Origin of the sequence: Streptomyces sp. NPDC126499 (assembly GCF_040302485.1) — a bacterium.
GTDB lineage: Bacteria > Actinomycetota > Actinomycetes > Streptomycetales > Streptomycetaceae > Streptomyces.
Genome location: NZ_JBEOUO010000008.1, coordinates 202497 through 219294 on the forward strand (window position 1 = coordinate 202497; position 16798 = coordinate 219294).

A 16798-nucleotide genomic window follows, 5' to 3' on the forward strand; every position below is an offset into this window, starting at 1 on the left:
GATGCCCGCTCCGGGGACGGCCGGCCGCCCTACCCGGTGAGCTCGTCGATCGCCGCCCGCAGCCGGCGCACGCCCTCGATGATCTCCGCGGGCCCGGCGACACCCGCGAAACTCAGCCGGATGTGGCCGGCGGGCGGCTCGGCGGCGAAATAGGGGCGGCCGGGGGCGACGGCGACTCCGGCGCGCAGGGCGGTGGGCAGGAGGGCGGCTTCGGGGAGGGTGTCGGGCAGGCGCAGCCAGAGGTGGTAGCCGCCGGAGGGGATGTGGGGCAGGGCGAGTTCGGGGAGGTGGAGCGCGAGGGCGCCGGTCATGGTGTCGCGGCGGTTCTTCAGTTCCTGGGTGACGGCCCGCAGGTGGCGGCCCCAGGCGGGGGAGCCGACGAGTTCGAGGGCGGCTTCCTGGAGGGGGCGGGGGACGAAGAAGCTGTCGACGACCTGGATGGCGCGGAGTCGTTCGAGGACCGGGCCGCGGGCGGCGAGCGCGCCGACCCGGAGGCTCGCCGAGGTGATCTTGGTGAGGGAGCAGACGTGGACGACGACGCCGTCGGGGTCGTCGGCGGCGAGCGTCGGAGGCAGCGGGGAGGCGTCCTCGTGGACGAGGCGGCGGGCGAAGTCGTCCTCGATGACGAAGGCGCCGGCGGCACGGGCGATCCGGACGACGGCGGCCCGGCGCTCGACCGGGAGCGCCGCGCCGGTCGGGTTCTGGAAGAGCGGCTGACACACGACGACACGGGCGCCGGTGGCGCGGAAGGCGGCTTCGAGGAGTTCGGGGCGGATGCCGTCGGCGTCGGTGGGGACGGGCACGGGCCGCAGTCCGGCGGAGCGGGCGACGGCGAGCATGCCCGGATAGGTGGGCGACTCGACGAGGACGGGGGTGCCGGGCGGGGCGAGGGCGCGCAGGGCGGTGGTGAGGGCGGACTGGCCGCCGGCGGTGATGAGGATCTCGGCGGCGGTGACGCTGCCGCCGATCTCGCGGGCGAACCAGGCGCGCAGCTCGGTGAGGCCGTCGGCGGGCGGGCGGCCCCAGGCGCCGGGCCGGCGGCCGGCCCGGGCCAGGGCGGCGGCGAGGGCGCGTTCGGGCTGGAGGCTCGGATGGAGGTAGCCGCCGTTGAACTCGACGACGCCGGGCGGGGGTGCGGACAGGGTGACGAGGACGCCGGAGGCGTCGACGGCCCGGGGGACGAGTTCGGTGGCGGTGTCGGCGCTGAGCGCGAGCTCCTGCCAGGAGGTGTCACCGGCGGCGGGGGCCGTGGTGCGGGTCTCGGCGCGGTAGGCGCCGGCGCCGGGGCGGGTGACGACGAGGCCTTCGGCGGCGAGCTGGGCGAGGGCGCGGGTGACGGTGACCGGGGAGACGCGGTAGCGCTCGACGAGGGTCCGACTGGACGGCAGCTTCTCCCCAGGGGAGTAGCGGTTGAGCTCCGCCTTCAGGGATTTCGCCAGGTCCGCGACGCTGCTACGCTCATGCATGAGAGCACAGAATAGCGCTACTACTCCGAGCACGATAGCGGTTGCACCCCTTGGAGACGCCGCATCCGCCGACGGTGAAGCCGTCGCCACCGGCCCGGCGGGTCCGACCGGAGCCGGCGCCACAGCGCCGACGGATCCGGCCGGCGCCGACGCCACCGGCCCCGCGGCCGCCCGCCGGGGCACCCTGCTCGCCGCGCTCGGCGTGGTCTCCTTCTCGCTGACCTTCCCCTCCACGGCCTGGGGCCTGGAGAGCTTCGGGCCCTGGTCCCTGGTGGCCGTCCGCTCGGTGCTCGCCGCGCTGATCGCGGGCGCCTTCCTGCTGGCCGGCCGGGTGCCGCTGCCGGAGCAGCGCCACTGGGCCGGGCTCGCGGTCGTCGCGGGCGGTGTGGTGGTCGGCTTCCCGCTGCTCACGACCCTGGCGCTGCAGACCTCGACCACCTCGCACGCCGCCGTCGTGGTGGGCCTGCTGCCGCTCACCACGGCGACCTTCGCCGCGATCCGTACGGGCCGGCGCCCGTCCCGTACGTTCTGGATCGCGGCGGTCTCCGGGGCCGTCGTCGTGCTCGCCTTCACCCTCCAGCAGAGCGGCGGGGCCCTGTCGACCGGCGACCTCTACCTCTTCGGCGCGCTGCTGGTGTGCGCCGCCGGATACACCGAGGGCGGCCGGCTCGCGCGGCTGATGCCGGGCTGGCACGTGATCGGCTGGGCGCTGGTGTTCTGCCTGCCGCTGATGACGGTGGGCTCGGCGGTCGCCCTCGCGTACGAGCCGGTGCACCTGACGGCGCACGGCATCGCCGGTCTCCTCTGGGTGGCGGCCGGCTCCACCTTCTTCGGCCTGTACGTCTGGTACCGGGGCATGGCCGCGATCGGCATCCCGCGCGCGAGCCAGCTCCAGCTCGCCCAGCCGCTGCTCACCCTGTTCTGGTCGGTGACCGTGCTCGGCGAGGAGCTCGCCCCCGCGGCCCCGCTCGCGGCCGTGGCGGTGCTCGTCTGCATCGCGGTGACCCAGCGGGCGAAGAGCTGAGACACGGGTCACAATGGCAGGAGAAAGCCGCAGTGCGGAGCAGGGCGAGCCCGGCCGCGAGGAGGTCACCGATGCGTGCGTCCGAGGGCGACAAGCTGGTGGTGCACGGCCGTACGGTCGGTCAGCACGACCGCACGGCCAAGGTCCTGAAGGTACTGGGCGAGAACGGCGGCCCCCCGTACCAGGTCAAGTTCGACGACGACGGCCACGAGGCCCTGATGTCGCCGGGTCCCGACACCGTCGTACGCCACAAGCCGGAGGCCGGGGGCCAGTGAGCCCCCGGGTCCCCCCGGCCCCGGCCCCGTCCGTTCCCGCCGTCCCCGCCGCCCCCGCCGTCAGGCCTCGACGGCGGCGGTGAGCGCGCCCAGCGGGTCCTCGGCGACCTCGCGGGCCGCGAAATACAAGTGGCCCGCCACGGTCGGGTGGCGGCGGGCGAGTTCGACGTGCCGCGCCAGCTCCCGCGGATCCTGCCAGGCGGCGGGCTGCGCGGGATCGCCGACCTTGTAGAGCGCCTCCCCCACGTAGAGGCGCACGCCGGTGCCCCGGACCACCGCGTCCCACCAGGGCACGAGCTTGGCGTAGTCGGCCGTGCGGAAGCCGATGTGCCAGTAGAGCTGCGGGGCGACGTAGTCGATCCAGCGCTCCTTGACCCAGCGGCGGGTGTCCGCGTACAGGTCGTCGTAGGTCTGCACGGTCGGCCCCGTGTCGGAGCCGGCCGGGTCCGTGGAGGCGTGGCGCCACACGCCGAAGGGGCTGATACCGAAGGCGACGCCGGGCCTGACCTCCTTGATCCGCGCCGCCATCTCCGAGACGAGCAGGTCGACGTTGTGCCGCCGCCACGCCGCCCGGTCCGAGAACCCCTCCCCGTACCTGCGGAAGGTCTCGTCGTCGTCGAGCCGCTGCCCGGCCACGGGATACGGATAGAAGTAGTCGTCCCAGTGGAGGGCGTCGATGTCGTAGCGGCGGACGGCGTCCAGCATCGCGTCCTGGACGTGGCGCCGGACCTCGGGCAGGCCCGGGTCGTAGAGCAGCTTGCCGTCGTAGGTGAGGGCCCAGCCGGGATTGCGCCGCACGGGGTGGCCGGGGGCCAGCCGGTTCGGGTCGGCGTGGGCGGCGACGCGGTACGGATTGCACCAGGCGTGCAGCTCCAGGCCGCGGGCGTGCGCCTCGGTCACGGCCGTGCCGAGCGGGTCCCAGCCGGGGTCGGTGCCCTGGACGCCGGTGAGGCACTGCGCCCACGGCTCGTACGGCGAGGGCCACAGGGCGTCGGCCGAGGGACGGACCTGGAGGACGACGGCGGTCATGCGGCGGCGCACGGCGAGGTCGAGCAGGGCTTCCAGCTCGGCGCGCTGCTCGCCGGCGGTCAGTCCGGGCCGGGAGGGGAAGTCCCGGTTGCTGATCGTGGCGATCCACATGCCCCGGAAGTCACCGGGGGCCCGCCCGTCCCCGTCCCCGTCGTCGCGCTCACGAGCGGAGCGGCGCGGCTCTCGGCCCGCCGCGGCGTCCGCTCGTCCCGCCCCGACCGCGAGTGCCGTCAACGCGACTCCGGTGACGAACCCTCTTCTACCGATTGGCGTCATATGTCACCCCTGGCCCTTCCTCGCTATCGGATACGTCACAGCCCATCGGACAGCATGCCCACCCCAGACGATCGATCATTTGCTCCGTCGGGAGTAACGTCGTGGGGTCGAGGCGGACGCACCGGAATCACACGGGCCCGCCGCCAGCAATGAGCGAAAGGCACGAGGTGACGGACTCCATGGCCGACATTGAGCGCGTCGGAGTGGTGGGCTGCGGCCAGATGGGCGCGGGCATCGCGGAGGTGTGTGCCCGCAGCGGTCTCGAGGTGAAGGTCGCCGAGACCACCGGCGAGGCGCTGGAGATCGGCCGCACGCGGCTCTACAACTCGCTGGCCAAGGCCGCCGAACGCGGCAAGATCAGCGAGGCGGAGCGCGACGAGACGCTCGCGCGGCTCAGCTTCACCACCGACCTGGGCGAGTTCGCCGACCGCGACCTCGTGATCGAGGCGGTCGTGGAGAACGAGCAGGTCAAGACCGAGATCTTCCAGGTGCTCGACCAGGTGGTGACCCGGCCGGACGCCATCCTGGCCTCCAACACCTCCTCGATCCCGCTGGTGAAGCTGGCGGTGGCGACCTCGCGCCCCGACCACGTCATCGGCATCCACTTCTTCAACCCGGCACCGGTGCAGAAGCTGGTCGAGCTGATCCCCGCCCTCACCACCTCCGAGGGCACGATCAGCCGGGCGCAGCTGTTCGCCGAGAAGACCCTCGGCAAGCACGCGATCCGCGCCCAGGACCGCTCGGGCTTCGTGGTGAACGCGCTGCTCGTGCCGTACCTGCTGTCCGCGATCCGGATGTTCGAGTCGGGCATCGCGAGCCGTGAGGACATCGACAACGGCATGGAGTTCGGCTGCGCCCACCCGATGGGGCCGCTGAAGCTCTCCGACCTGATCGGCCTGGACACGATCGCCTCGATCGCCGACTCGATGTACGCCGAGTACAAGGAGCCCCTGTACGCCGCTCCCCCGCTGCTCCAGCGGATGGTGGACGCGGGCCGGCTCGGCCGCAAGACGGGGTCGGGCTTCTACCCGTACTCCTGAGGCGCCGTGCTCCTGAGGCGCTGCACTCCTGAGATGCTGCACTCTGAGACATGAGTGTCTTCTGAGACATGAGTGTCTCCCGGACGGCCCGTACACCGCACAGGTCCGGGCCGTCCGGCGCGTTCCGGGCCCGCCCGTGGTCAGCCGAGCCGCAGGTGATGGAGCATCAGCAGGCCCGCGGCCGTGTTGGCGGCCGGGACCTCGCCGCGGGCGATCAGCTCGGGGACGAGCTTGAGGGGGACCCATGCGAGGCGGGAGGACTCGAAGGCGTCCTGGGGCGGGCCGGTGCGGGTGGCCTGCTCGGCCCAGTAGAGGTGGTGCCGGGCGTCGGTGAGGCCGTTGGAGGGCTCCACGGTGAGCAGGGGGCGCAGGGGGCCGGGACGCCAGCCGGTCTCCTCCTCCATCTCGCGGGCGGCGGCGGCCTCGATGTCCTCGCCGTCCTCGACGACGCCGGCGGCCAGCTCCCAGCCCCAGCTGTCGGTGATGAAGCGGTGGCGCCAGAGCAGCAGGACCTCGTCGGCGTCGTTGACGGCGGTCGCGGCGGCGACCGGGCGGAGCCGGATCAGATAGTGGTCGAGGCGTCGGCCGTCGGGGAGTTCGACGTCCGCGAGGTTGACCCGGAACCACCGGTTCTCATAGACGAGCTGTTCACTTAATTTCGTCCACTGCACGGTTTTGCCACCTTCCGACTGGTCGGTGATTACTTGGTGGCAATATCGCAGCAGTGACGGGGGCGCAAGGAAAAGCTCACCGGGTCACCCGAGGGGGCGCTCACCGGGGCACCGGCCACGGTGCTCACAGGGGTACGCGGAGCGCGCCGTCGATGAGCTCCGCCGCCTGGCGGGCGTCCCCTCCCCCGCTGGCGAGCAGATGCTCCCGCACCAGCCGGAGCCGGTCGCGCAGCCGCTGCGACTCCATCCCACGGGCCCGCTCGGTCATCTCCACCGCCGTCCGCGCGGCCCGTTCCGGCTCCCCCTGCCGCAGCTCGATCTGGCAGAGCACGGCCAGCCGGTGCACCCGCCCCCGGTCGTGGGCCGGCGTCCCGACGGCCGCCGTCGCGTGCTCGTGGGCCGCCGCAAGTTCACCCAGACGGAGGAGGGCCTCGGCGACCTGCACATTGACGAGGCCCGGCTGCACATAGCCCGTCTCGGCGGGCTCGTGGCCGGGGCTGATCCGCTCGGCCTCGCTCTCCGCCCGCCGGACGCAGGCGAGCGCCGCCGCCCGGTCGCCGAGACGCGCGTACGCCTTCGCCTGCATCGCGGTCAGGTCGGCGGCGAGGGCCGGCGTGATCCGCTGCCCCGCGGAGCGCAGCGCCGCCTCGGCGAAGGCCACCGCCTGCCGGTACTCCCCCATGAACAGCGACTGGTTGACGAGCAGCGCCACCACGTAGGCGCCGAGCCCACGGTCGCCGCTCGCCTTCGCCAGGCGCAGCGCCTGGTGGAAGTAGCGCTGGGCGAGGCCCTGGGCGTCGGAGTCGTACGCGCAGATCCCGGCCACCGCCACCAGGCCGCCGGTGGCCCGGTGCAGCCGCCGGCCGAGGGCGTCGCCGTACGCGCCGCGCAGCAGCGGCGCCGTCTCGGCGTTGAGGAAGCCGACGATCCTGGCCCGCGTCGCCATGCCGCCGGCCCTGCGGTACATCTGCTCGTAGTGGGCCCGGGCGGCGCTCAGCATGGTGACGTCGGCGGCCGAGACACGGGTGCGGCCGTCACGGGAGACGTCGGTGTCCTCCGGCGGGTTCTCCCACTCCCACACCGGCATCACCGCCGGCGTCCCGGTCACCGCCTGCGCGGCACGGAGGTGCGGGCGCCGCTGCTCGTCGGAGCGCCACAGGGCGGTGGCCCGCTCGACGAACCCGGCGAGCGGTGTGCCGGGGGCGGGCAGCCCCGTACCCGTACCGTCGGGCACGCCGAGGCCGATGTCGTCGAGGGTGACGGGGCGCCGCAGCCGGGCGGCGAGCACCTCACAGATCAGGTCGGGCACCTGGCCGCGCGGCCGCTGGCCCTTCAACCAGCGGGCGACGGCGGTGTGTTCGTAGCGCAGGGCGAGGCCACGGGCCCGGCCCGCCTGGTTCACGCGGGAGGCGAGTCCGGCGTGCGAGATGCCCGCCTCGTCGAGCAGGGCGTCGAGCAGGGCGTTGGGGGCGGATCGCGGGGTGTGGGGTGAGGAGTGGGGTTGCATGGGACCGCTCCGGTGATTCGGTGCGCTCAGAGTAGTGAAGGACGCTTTCGCACGGGGTGTGAACGAAGTGCTCTTTCCTGCCTTCCGTGCGCGGTGCCGAAGTCGCCCCGCCGCCGGTTGACTTGGCCCCCTCGCCGAAAGGCGAGGGCCGGGCCGCCGGCTCCCCCTCTGACAGTGCGGCCGCCCGGTGCGCGCCGCCCGCGCTGTTGATCTGCCCGACACTCCGTGGCAGCGCGGGCGGCGCCGGCCACCCGTCCTCTCCGTCCGACCGCTAGTACGGGGAGGGCGCGGGCCGGGTACGGCGCAGCCCGGGTTCGGCGGGCTGCGCCGGTACCCGCACCCGGTCGTTGCGGACGACGAGCAGGGCCACGTCGTCGGCGAGCCGGCCGCCGGTGTGGCGCAGCAGCGCGGTGTGGACGCGGTCGACGAGCGCCGCCGGTGACTCGCGTGCCGCGTCGGCGAGGACCTTCTCCAGCGGGAAGTAGCGGCCCCGGTGGTCCCGGGCCTCCTCGGCACCGTCGGTGTGGAGCACCAGCGTCTCGCCGGGCAGCAGCCGGGTCGCGCGGTGCGGGACGAGGTCGGCGGGGAGCGGGAAGGCGCCGAGCGGCGGCAGCGGGTCGCCGACGGGGACGGCTTCGACGCGACGGCCGAGGCGGTACGGGCCGGGGTGGCCGCAGTCGAGGGCGTCGACCTGGCCGTCGGGGCGGATCTCCAGGAGCAGCAGGGTCACGAACTCCTCCGCCGCCGGGTGCTCGGGCGGGTGCCCGGTGCTTGCCGGGTGCTCCTCGCGGGCCCGCTCGCGCAGATGCCGGCCGAGCGCCCGGTCAAGACGCCGCAGGACGCCCGCGAGTTCGGGTTCGTCGTGGGCCGCCTCGCGGAAGCTGCCGAGGATCGCGACCACGGCGCCGAGCGCGGCGAGCCCGTGGCCCCGCACGTCCCCGATGACGATCCGCACCCCGTACGGCGTGGCCGCCGCCTCGTACAGGTCGCCGCCGACCACGGCCCCGCGCGACGCGGACAGCTGCCCCGCGGCGACGGCCAGGCCGTCGAGCCGCGCGGGCGGCGGCCGCAGCAGCACCTGCTGCGCGGCCTCGGCCACGGCTCGCACCCGCGCCAGCTCCCGCGCGAGCCCGCGCCGCGCCCCGAGGACGAGGACCGCTCCGACGGTGAGGAACACGGCGCTGGTGGCGATCCGCAGGGGCATCCCGGGCTCCCTGGCCAGCGGAGACCACCACCGCCACGCGACGGCCCCGGCCCCCCACACCGCGGGAGCCGCCAGCGGCGCCATCCGCCGCAACCGGGAGCCTTCGGCAACCACCGACCTGTCACGGAACATCCACGGCGCCCTTCCCGAGGCCCGCCAGCGCCCGAAGACCCTGCGGCACACAGGCCCGCCCCTGTGGCCGCGTCGATTCTTACGGTGCGGGAGGGCACGGGGGAACGCCCACCGAGGATCCCACCCGAAGGAGTGAGCGGGCTCGTACGGGAGTACGGGGGGGTACGTGCGGCACGGGAGTGCGTGGGGCACGGCTCCGACCTGGAGCGCTGCTCGTACCAAGCGGATGTCGGCAGCGGCCACGCAACGCGAAGGGCCCCGGCCCGGGTTGTTCACCCGGGCCGGGACCCCTTCTCGTCGTGGCCGTCAGGCGCCGCGGAGGACCGCGCCCGTGTGTTCCGCGGCCAGGGCGACCGCGGCGTCGCGGGCCGCGGTGGCCTCGTCGACGGTGAGGGTGCGGTCGGGGGCGCGGAAGCGGAGGGCGTAGGCCAGGGACTTCTTGCCCTCGCCGATCTGGTCGCCGGTGTAGACGTCGAACAGCCGGATGGACTCGAGGAGTTCACCCGCGCCGCCGGCCAGGTAGTACTCCACCGCCGCCGAGGGCACGTCCTGGTCGACGACCAGGGCGACGTCCTGGGTGGCGACCGGGAAGGCGGAGATGCGCGGGGCCTTGACCGGGCCCTCGCTCGCGCGCTCCAGGACGTCCAGGTCCAGCTCCATGGCGCAGGTGCGGGCCGGCAGGCCGAGGGCCTTCACCACGCGCGGGTGGAGCTCGCCGCCGTGGCCGGCGAGGGTCAGCTCCCCGTCGATCACGACCTGGAAGGAGGCGCAGCGGCCCGGGTGCCACGGGGCGTGCTGGTCGGCGTCGACCACCAGCTCCGCACCGAACTCGGCGGCCACGATCCGCGCCGCCTGGATCGCGTCGGCCCAGTCGGACGGGCGGCCCTTGCCCCACCAGCCGGCCTGCTCGCGGGCCCCGGAGAGGACGACGGCCGCGCGGCGCGGCTGCGCGGGCAGCGCGGCGTTGACGCGGGCGATCTCCTCGTCGCCGGGGCGGCGGTCGACGGGCAGACGGACGGCGACGCCCGGCTGTCCGTCGGTCGGCCGGAAGACCAGACCCGTCTCGAAGAGGGCCAGGTCGTGGCTGCCGCGCCCGTCGTTGCGGCGCAGCGCGCCGAGCAGGCCCGGGAGCAGCGTCGTACGGAGGGCGGGCTCCTCGTCGGAGAGCGGGTTGACCAGCTTCACGACCCGGCGGCGGGCGTCGTCCGCGTCCAGGCCGAGCTGGTCGAAGACCTGCTCGCCGATGAAGGGGTAGTTCAGCGCCTCGACGTAGCCGGCGCCGGCCAGCGCGCGGCCCACCCGGCGGTGGGTGCGCTGGCGCTCGGTGAGGCCGCGGCCCGCGGGGGGCTTGGGCAGCGTGGAGGGCAGGTTCTCGTAGCCCTCGAGCCGGATGACCTCCTCGGCGAGGTCGTTCGGCTCGTTCAGGTCGGGGCGCCACGAGGGCACGGTGACCACGAGCTCGTCCTGGCCGTAGACGTCGCAGCCGACCTCCTGGAGGCGGCGCACGACGGTCTCGCGGCCGTAGTCCACCCCGGCCACCTTGTCGGGGTGGTTCGCCGGCATGGCGATGGTGCGCGGCGCGGACGGGGCGATGACCTCGGTGACGCCGGCCTCGGCGGTGCCGCCCGCGAGGAGCACGAGCAGGTCGACCGTGCGCTGCGCGGCCGCGGCCGCGGCCTGCGGGTCGACGCCGCGCTCGAAGCGCTTGGACGCCTCGGAGGACAGCTTGTGGCGGCGCGCGGTGCGGGCGATCGAGATCGCGTCGAAGTGCGCGGCCTCGACGACGACCTCGGTGGTGCCGGAGACGATGCCGGTCTCGGGGTCGGTCGTCGGGTCGGCGATCTCGGTGTTGGCGCCGCCCATGACGCCCGCGATGCCGATCGGCCCACGGTTGTCGGTGATGACCAGGTCCTCGGCGTCCAGGACGCGGACCGTGCCGTCAAGGGTGGTGATCTTCTCGCCGGCCTCGGCGCGGCGGACCCCGATGGGGCCGTCGAGCCGGGTGCGGTCGTAGGCGTGCAGCGGCTGACCGAGTTCGAGCATCACGTAGTTGGTGACGTCGACGGCAAGCGAGATCGGGCGCATGCCGGCCTTCTGCAGGCGGCGCTGGAGCCAGATCGGGCTGCGGGCCTCCGGGTCGAGGCCGACGACGGTGCGCGCGGTGAAGCGGTCGCAGCCGATCGGGTCGGCGATCTGGACCGGGTAGCCGTACGCGTTGGGCGCGGGCACGTCCAGGAGCGCCGGGTCGCGCAGCGGCAGGCCGTAGGCGATGGCGGTCTCGCGGGCGACACCGCGCATCGACAGGCAGTAGCCGCGGTCCGGGGTGACGGCGATGTCGAGGACCTCGTCGTACAGCTCCAGCAGGACGGTGGCGTCGGTGCCGACCTCGTGCTCCGGCGGCAGCACGATGATGCCGTGCGAGCCGTCGTCGCCCATGCCGAGCTCGTCGCCCGAGCAGATCATGCCGCGGGAGACCCGGCCGTACGTCTTGCGCTCGGCGATCCGGAAGTCGCCGGGCAGCACGGCGCCGGGCAGGGCCACGACGACCTTGTCGCCCTCGGCGAAGTTCCGGGCGCCGCAGATGATCTCCTGCGGCTCGCCGGTGCCGTTGGCCTGTCCGACGTCGACGGTGCAGAAGCGGATGGGCTTCTTGAACTCGGTCAGCTCCTCGATGGTGAGGACCTTGCCGACCACCAGCGGGCCGGTGAGGCCCGCGCCGAGCTGCTCGACGGTCTCGACCTCGAGTCCCGCCGAGACGAGCTTGGCCTGTACGTCACGGCCGGTCTCCGTCGCCGGCAGGTCGACGTACTCCCGCAGCCAGGAAAGCGGGACCCGCATCAGATCTCCATCCCGAACGGCCGGGTGAACCGGACGTCACCCTCGACCATGTCTCGCATGTCTTCGACGTTGTGGCGGAACATCAGCATCCGCTCGATGCCGAACCCGAAGGCGAATCCGCTGTACTTCTCGGGGTCCACACCGCAGGCGACGAGCACCTTCGGGTTGACCATGCCGCAGCCGCCGAGCTCGATCCAGCCCTCGCTGCCGCAGGTGCGGCAGGGACGCTCCGGGTTGCCGACGGACTCGCCGCGGCAGACGTAGCAGAGCATGTCCATCTCGGCGGACGGCTCGGTGAAGGGGAAGAAGTTCGGGCGGAGCCGGGTCTTCATGTCCGGGCCGAAGAGCGCCTGGACCATGTGGTCCAGGGTGCCCTTGAGGTCGGCCATGGTGAGGCCCTCGTCGACGGCCAGCAGCTCGATCTGGTGGAAGACCGGGGTGTGCGTGGCGTCGAGCTCGTCGGTGCGGTAGACGCGGCCGGGGCACACCACGTAGACCGGGGGTTCCCGGTCGATGAGGGTGCGGGCCTGCACCGGCGAGGTGTGGGTGCGCAGCACGACGCCGGACTCGTCGCCGCTGGTGCCCTCGGGGCCCTGGACGAAGAAGGTGTCCTGCATCTGCCGCGCCGGGTGGTCCGGCACAAAGTTGAGGGCGTCGAAGTTGAACCACTCGGCCTCGACCTCGGGGCCCTCGGCGACCTCGTAGCCCATGGAGACGAAGACGTCGGAGACGCGCTCCATGAGGGTGGTCAGCGGGTGGCGGGCACCGGCCGGGACGCGGTCGTACGGCAGGGTGACGTCGACGGCCTCCTCGACGAGGACGCGGGCGTCGCGCTCGGCCTCGAGTTCGGCCTGGCGGGCGGCCAGCGCCTTGGAGACGACCCCGCGGGCCTGGCCCACGAGCTTGCCGGCCGCGGCCTTGGCCTGCGGGGGCAGGGCGCCGATCTCGCGGTTGGCGAGCGCCAGCGGCGAGGTGCCGCCGGTGTGCGCGGTCTTCGCGTGGGCGAGCGCGTCGAGGTCGCCTGCGGCGGCGAAGGCGGCGAGCGCCTCGTCCCGCATGCGCTCGATCTCTTCCGGTTTCAAGGCCTCGACCTCGACCGGGTCGTACGACTTATTGGGTGCCGACATCTCTTCCCGTGCTTCCGTTGGCTGGCTGGGCGGCCCCGCTCGACGTCAAGGGCGCAAACGTGCCAAAGGACGAGTCTAACGGGGTGAGGGGACGCGATTGGGCCCGTGGGCGGTCCGGGGGGCTCCTGAGCTCGTATGTTCTCGCCTGGTGAGACGTCCGAGGGGACTCGGCGGGGACTTCGCCGGGTCTCGGCGGGGTCTCGGCGAAGGCGCGGAGGAGGCTCAGAGGAGGTGGGCCGGGGTGCCGACGGGCAGGATAAATCGGAACTCGGCTCCGCCACGGGGGCCGCGTCCGACGGTGATCGTGCCGCCGTGGGCCTCGACGACGCCCTTGACGATGTAGAGGCCGAGTCCGGTGCCGCCGCGCTTGCTGCCCCGCCAGAAGCGGGTGAACACGCGGCCCATCGACTCCTCGGGGATGCCGGGGCCTTCGTCGCTCACGGTGACCTCCGTCCCCTTCTCTCCGTCGGTGGTGGCCGTGGTGGGTGCCACCTCGATGGTGACGGTTCCCTCGCCGTGGCGCACCGCATTTTCGAGCAGGTTGCCGAGGATCTGGTCGATCTTGTCGGGGTCGGCCCACAGTTCCGGCAGGTCGGGGTGGACCCGGACGAAGAAGCGGTCCGGCGACTGGCCGCCGGTGGTGTGGGCGTGCACGTGGCGACCGACGGCGGCGGCGATGTCGACGGGCTGCCGGCGCACCTCCAGGCGGCCGGAGTCGATCCGGGAGATGTCGAGGAGCTCGGCGATGAGCCGCTTGATGCGGCCCGCGTCGGCGTCGACGGTCTCCAGCATCAGCCGCTTCTGGTCGTCGGTGAACCGCTCCCACTTGTCGAGGAGGGTGGCGGTGAAGCCCTTGACGGAGGTGAGCGGCGAGCGGAGCTCGTGCGCGACGGTGGCGATGAGCTCGGCGTGGCTGCGTTCGGTGCGGCGGCGGGCCTCGGTGCCGCGCAGGGTGACGACGACCCGCCGGACCGGTCCGGTGGGGTGGGCGCGGACGTAGCGGGCGGAGACGAGCACCTCGCGCCCGCCGGGCAGCAGCAGGTTCCGCTCGGGCTGGCCGCGCCGGGTGGCGAGGCCGCCGTACGGGTCGGTGAGCGCCCACCAGCGGTGGCCCTTGAGGTCTTCCAGCGGCAGCGCCTGGTCGAGCGGCCGGCCGACGGCCTCGTCACCGGGTACGGCGGTGATGCGGCTGGCGGCAGCGTTGAAGCAGATGACCAGGCCGCGTTCGTCGGCGACGACGAGCCCGTCGGGCAGGTCGTCGGGATCGATGCCGGGCCACGGGGACGCGGCGGCGTCGGGGTCGGGCATGGGGGCCATGGCCTGGGCCGGCGTCGGGGCGCGGTCCTGCGCGGGCGGGGCCGCCTCCGGGCCGTGAGGGGGGTCCTGGTGGGCGGGGGGCGGCTCCGGCGCGTGCGCCGGGGCGCGTTGTGCCTGTGCGGGACTGCCCGTGCCGACCGTCATCCCCGTCATCCCACCCCTCCGTGTATCGCAGTGGGCCCCGAGTCCGTCACCCTACTAGGCGAGGGGGTCCGGCGGGGGCTCGGGGAGCGCTCAGGAGGTGGTGCGGGGGCGCTGGGCGCGCGCGGAGGCGTAGAGGCAGACGGCGGCCGCGGTCGCCAGGTTGAGGCTCTCGGCCTTGCCGTGGATGGGCACGCGGACGACGGCGTCGGCGAGGGCGCGGGTCTCCTCGGGCAGCCCCCATGCCTCGTTGCCGAAGACCCAGGCGGTGGGGCCGCCCATGGTGCCGGCGTCCAGCTCGTCGTCGAGGTCGTCCTCGCCCGCGCCGTCGGCGGCGAGGATCCGTACGCCGACGCCCTTGAGGCCGGCGACGGCCTGTTCGACCGGGACGCCGACGGCGACCGGGAGGTGGAAGAGGGAGCCGACGGAGGCGCGTACCGACTTGGGGTTGTACAGGTCCACGGAGGCGTCGGTGAGGATCACGGCGTCGGCGCCGGCCGCGTCGGCGCAGCGCAGCACGGTGCCGGCGTTCCCGGGGTCCCGGACGTGGGCGAGCACGGCGACCAGCTTGGGCCGGGCGGCGAGGATGTCCTCGAAGGGCGAGTCGAGGAAGCGGCAGACGCCGACGAGCCCCTGCGGGGTGACGGTCTGGGAGACCTCGGCGAGGACGGCGTCGGAGGCGAGGTGGACGCGGGCGCCGGAGGCGCGGGCGGCGTCGACGATGCCGGCGTACCGCTCGGCCGCCTCGACGGTGGCGAAGAGCTCGACGAGGGTCGGCTCACCGGTGCTGCCGCGGTGCTCGACGGCCTCGCGGACGGCCTGCGGGCCCTCGGCGATGAAGAGGCGGTCCTTGCCCCGGAAATTGCGCTTGGCGAGCCGCCGGGCGGCGACGACGCGCGGCGAACGCGGGGAGATCAGCTCGGGGGTGGACATGTGCCTGCGGCTCTCTGACTCGGCTCGGCCCGACTCGGGTACGGCCGCGAGACGGCGGCCGAAGCGGAAGCGGAAACGGAAGCGGAAACGGCGGTCAACGCGCCGGACCCGCAGGCGCGGGGCCTGCGGGTCCGGGCAGAAGCACTGCGACCTGGAAGATCAGGCGGCGGCCTTCGGGGCGTTGACGTCGGCCGGGAGGGCCTTCTGCGCGACCTCGACCAGCGCGGCGAACGCGCCGGCGTCGTTGACGGCCAGCTCGGCGAGGATCTTGCGGTCCACCTCGATGTTGGCGGCCTTCAGACCCTGGATGAGGCGGTTGTACGTCATGCCGTTCAGGCGGGCAGCGGCGTTGATGCGCTGGATCCACAGCTGACGGAAGTCGCCCTTGCGCTTCTTGCGGTCGTTGTAGTTGTAGACCAGCGAGTGGGTGACCTGCTCCTTGGCCTTGCGGTACAGGCGCGAACGCTGACCGCGGTAGCCGGAGGCCTGCTCGAGGATCGCCCGGCGCTTCTTGTGGGCGTTGACTGCCCGCTTGACGCGTGCCACTTCTTAACTCCTTGTAGCGGGGTCGTGGTGGTCCTCACACGACCCGGAAATCGGATGGGTCCCGGACGGTGCCGGATGCCCTCGTCGCCGAGGGCGGGAGATCAGATCAGATGCCCAGCATCTTCTTGATCTTGGCGGAGTCACCCGGGGCCATCTCGGCGTTGCCGGTGAGGCGACGCGTGAGCTTGGACGACTTGTGCTCGAGCAGGTGGCGCTTGCCGGCGCGCTCGCGCAGGATCTTGCCGGAGCCGGTGACCTTGAAGCGCTTCTTGGCACCGGAGTGCGTCTTGTTCTTCGGCATAGCGCCGTTATCTCCTCGTCAGTGGCGCTCCCCCGGTGCGGGCACCGGACGACTGGGAGCGTCAGATCTTCGTTTGGTGTTCCGGGGCGGAACCCTGGGGCTGCCACGAGGGCAGCCCCGCGGGATCACGCCTCGGGGTTCTCGGCCGACGTGTCGGCCGGAGCCTGCTCGGCCGGGGCCTCCGCGGCGGGCGCCTCGATCGAACCGCCCTGGCGCTCGGCCTTGCGCGCGGCCTGGGCCTCGCGGGCCTCGGCCATGGCCTCGGTCTTCTTCTTGTGCGGACCGAGAACCATGATCATGTTCCGGCCGTCCTGCTTCGGGTTGGACTCGATGAAGCCAAGCTCCTGAACGTCCTCCGCGAGGCGCTGCAGCAGTCGGTAGCCGAGCTCCGGCCGGGACTGCTCACGACCACGGAACATGATCGTGATCTTGACCTTGTCACCCTGCTTGAGGAACCGGACGACGTGACCCTTCTTGGTGTCATAGTCGTGCGGGTCGATCTTCGGCCGGAGCTTCATCTCCTTGATGACCGTGTGCGCCTGGTTCTTGCGCGCCTCACGGGCCTTCATGGCCGACTCGTACTTGAACTTCCCGTAGTCCATGAGCTTGCACACGGGCGGACGGGCGTTCGCCGCGACCTCAACCAGATCGAGGTCGTACTCCTGCGCGAGCTCCAGGGCCTTGGCAAGCGGGACGATGCCCACCTGCTCGCCACTGGGGCCGACAAGACGCACCTCGGGAACGCGAATCCGCTCGTTGATGCGGGGCTCGGCGCTGATGGATCCTCCTCGGTAGCACCACGCGACCGCCTGGCGGACGGACACGTACACGGTAGAACTGTCGAGACCAACCGAGCGGCGCACGAAAAAATGCCCCGACGGGACACAGGCGGGGCTCCACGGAAAACCGGAGCACCGCCGCGGTCAACCGCGGGGCGCACATCGGGCGGCTCCATCGTCCGTACGGAACGA

The 16798-nt window shown here is 73.2% G+C and carries 15 protein-coding genes; 3 read left to right on the forward strand and 12 right to left on the reverse strand.

The features are described from left to right. Positions 1-29 precede the first annotated feature (29 nt). Positions 30-1466, reverse strand: coding sequence for a PLP-dependent aminotransferase family protein (locus ABTZ91_RS14465; RefSeq protein ID WP_352077457.1), 1437 nt, complete (start codon positions 1464-1466; stop codon positions 30-32). Between ABTZ91_RS14465 and ABTZ91_RS14470 the strand changes: the two genes are divergently transcribed. Then, positions 1465-2490, forward strand: a complete 1026-nt coding sequence (locus tag ABTZ91_RS14470) for a DMT family transporter (protein WP_352077458.1) — start codon at positions 1465-1467, stop codon at positions 2488-2490. The two genes, ABTZ91_RS14465 and ABTZ91_RS14470, sit on opposite strands and share 2 nt — an antisense overlap. 71 nt (positions 2491-2561) lie before the next feature. Beyond that, a complete protein-coding gene (locus ABTZ91_RS14475; RefSeq protein WP_352077459.1) occupies positions 2562-2765 on the forward strand; it encodes a DUF1918 domain-containing protein in 204 nt (67 codons plus the stop codon). A 60-nt stretch (positions 2766-2825) separates the two neighbouring features. Here the strand turns inward: ABTZ91_RS14475 and ABTZ91_RS14480 are convergent, their stop codons facing one another. Then, entirely contained in the window at positions 2826-4070 is a 1245-nt protein-coding gene (locus ABTZ91_RS14480; RefSeq protein WP_352077460.1) for a family 10 glycosylhydrolase, read from the reverse strand. Positions 4071-4249: 179 nt separating this feature from the next. Between ABTZ91_RS14480 and ABTZ91_RS14485 the strand changes: the two genes are divergently transcribed. Beyond that, positions 4250-5110, forward strand: a complete 861-nt coding sequence (locus ABTZ91_RS14485; protein ID WP_345490129.1) for a 3-hydroxybutyryl-CoA dehydrogenase — start codon at positions 4250-4252, stop codon at positions 5108-5110. A 140-nt stretch (positions 5111-5250) separates the two neighbouring features. Here ABTZ91_RS14485 and ABTZ91_RS14490 read toward each other — a convergent pair whose 3' ends face one another. The 10 genes from ABTZ91_RS14490 to infC form a co-directional block, all read right to left on the reverse strand. Then, positions 5251-5781, reverse strand: a complete 531-nt coding sequence (locus tag ABTZ91_RS14490) for an NUDIX domain-containing protein (RefSeq protein ID WP_352077461.1) — start codon at positions 5779-5781, stop codon at positions 5251-5253. A gap of 124 nt (positions 5782-5905) precedes the next feature. Continuing rightward, positions 5906-7288, reverse strand: coding sequence for a transcriptional regulator (locus ABTZ91_RS14495; RefSeq protein WP_352077462.1), 1383 nt, complete (start codon positions 7286-7288; stop codon positions 5906-5908). A gap of 271 nt (positions 7289-7559) precedes the next feature. Beyond that, complete coding sequence (locus ABTZ91_RS14500; RefSeq protein WP_352077463.1) at positions 7560-8492, reverse strand: PP2C family protein-serine/threonine phosphatase; 933 nt, start codon at positions 8490-8492, stop codon at positions 7560-7562. 438 nt (positions 8493-8930) lie between these two features. Continuing rightward, the gene (pheT, locus tag ABTZ91_RS14505; RefSeq protein ID WP_352077464.1) at positions 8931-11462 is read right to left on the reverse strand and encodes a phenylalanine--tRNA ligase subunit beta; all 2532 of its coding nucleotides are present in this window, start codon (positions 11460-11462) and stop codon (positions 8931-8933) included. After that, complete coding sequence (pheS, locus tag ABTZ91_RS14510; RefSeq protein ID WP_345490123.1) at positions 11462-12589, reverse strand: phenylalanine--tRNA ligase subunit alpha; 1128 nt, start codon at positions 12587-12589, stop codon at positions 11462-11464. Before pheS ends, pheT begins: the two co-directional genes overlap by 1 nt. A 222-nt stretch (positions 12590-12811) precedes the next feature. Continuing rightward, on the reverse strand, positions 12812-13906 hold the full coding sequence (locus ABTZ91_RS14515; RefSeq protein ID WP_407077959.1) for an ATP-binding protein: 1095 nt from the start codon (positions 13904-13906) through the stop codon (positions 12812-12814). Positions 13907-14140: 234 nt separating this feature from the next. After that, positions 14141-14980: an RNA methyltransferase gene (locus ABTZ91_RS14520; protein ID WP_352077465.1), complete on the reverse strand. Its 840-nt coding sequence runs from the start codon at positions 14978-14980 to the stop codon at positions 14141-14143. A gap of 159 nt (positions 14981-15139) precedes the next feature. Further along, positions 15140-15526 carry a 50S ribosomal protein L20 gene (gene rplT, locus ABTZ91_RS14525; RefSeq protein ID WP_345282361.1) on the reverse strand — a complete coding sequence of 129 codons (387 nt, stop codon included), beginning with the start codon at positions 15524-15526 and terminating at the stop codon, positions 15140-15142. Between the two features lie 106 nt (positions 15527-15632). Next, positions 15633-15827 carry a 50S ribosomal protein L35 gene (gene rpmI, locus ABTZ91_RS14530; protein WP_041128339.1) on the reverse strand — a complete coding sequence of 65 codons (195 nt, stop codon included), beginning with the start codon at positions 15825-15827 and terminating at the stop codon, positions 15633-15635. A gap of 125 nt (positions 15828-15952) precedes the next feature. Beyond that, complete coding sequence (infC, locus tag ABTZ91_RS14535; protein ID WP_352077577.1) at positions 15953-16651, reverse strand: translation initiation factor IF-3; 699 nt, start codon at positions 16649-16651, stop codon at positions 15953-15955. Between the last annotated feature and the right edge of the window lie 147 nt (positions 16652-16798).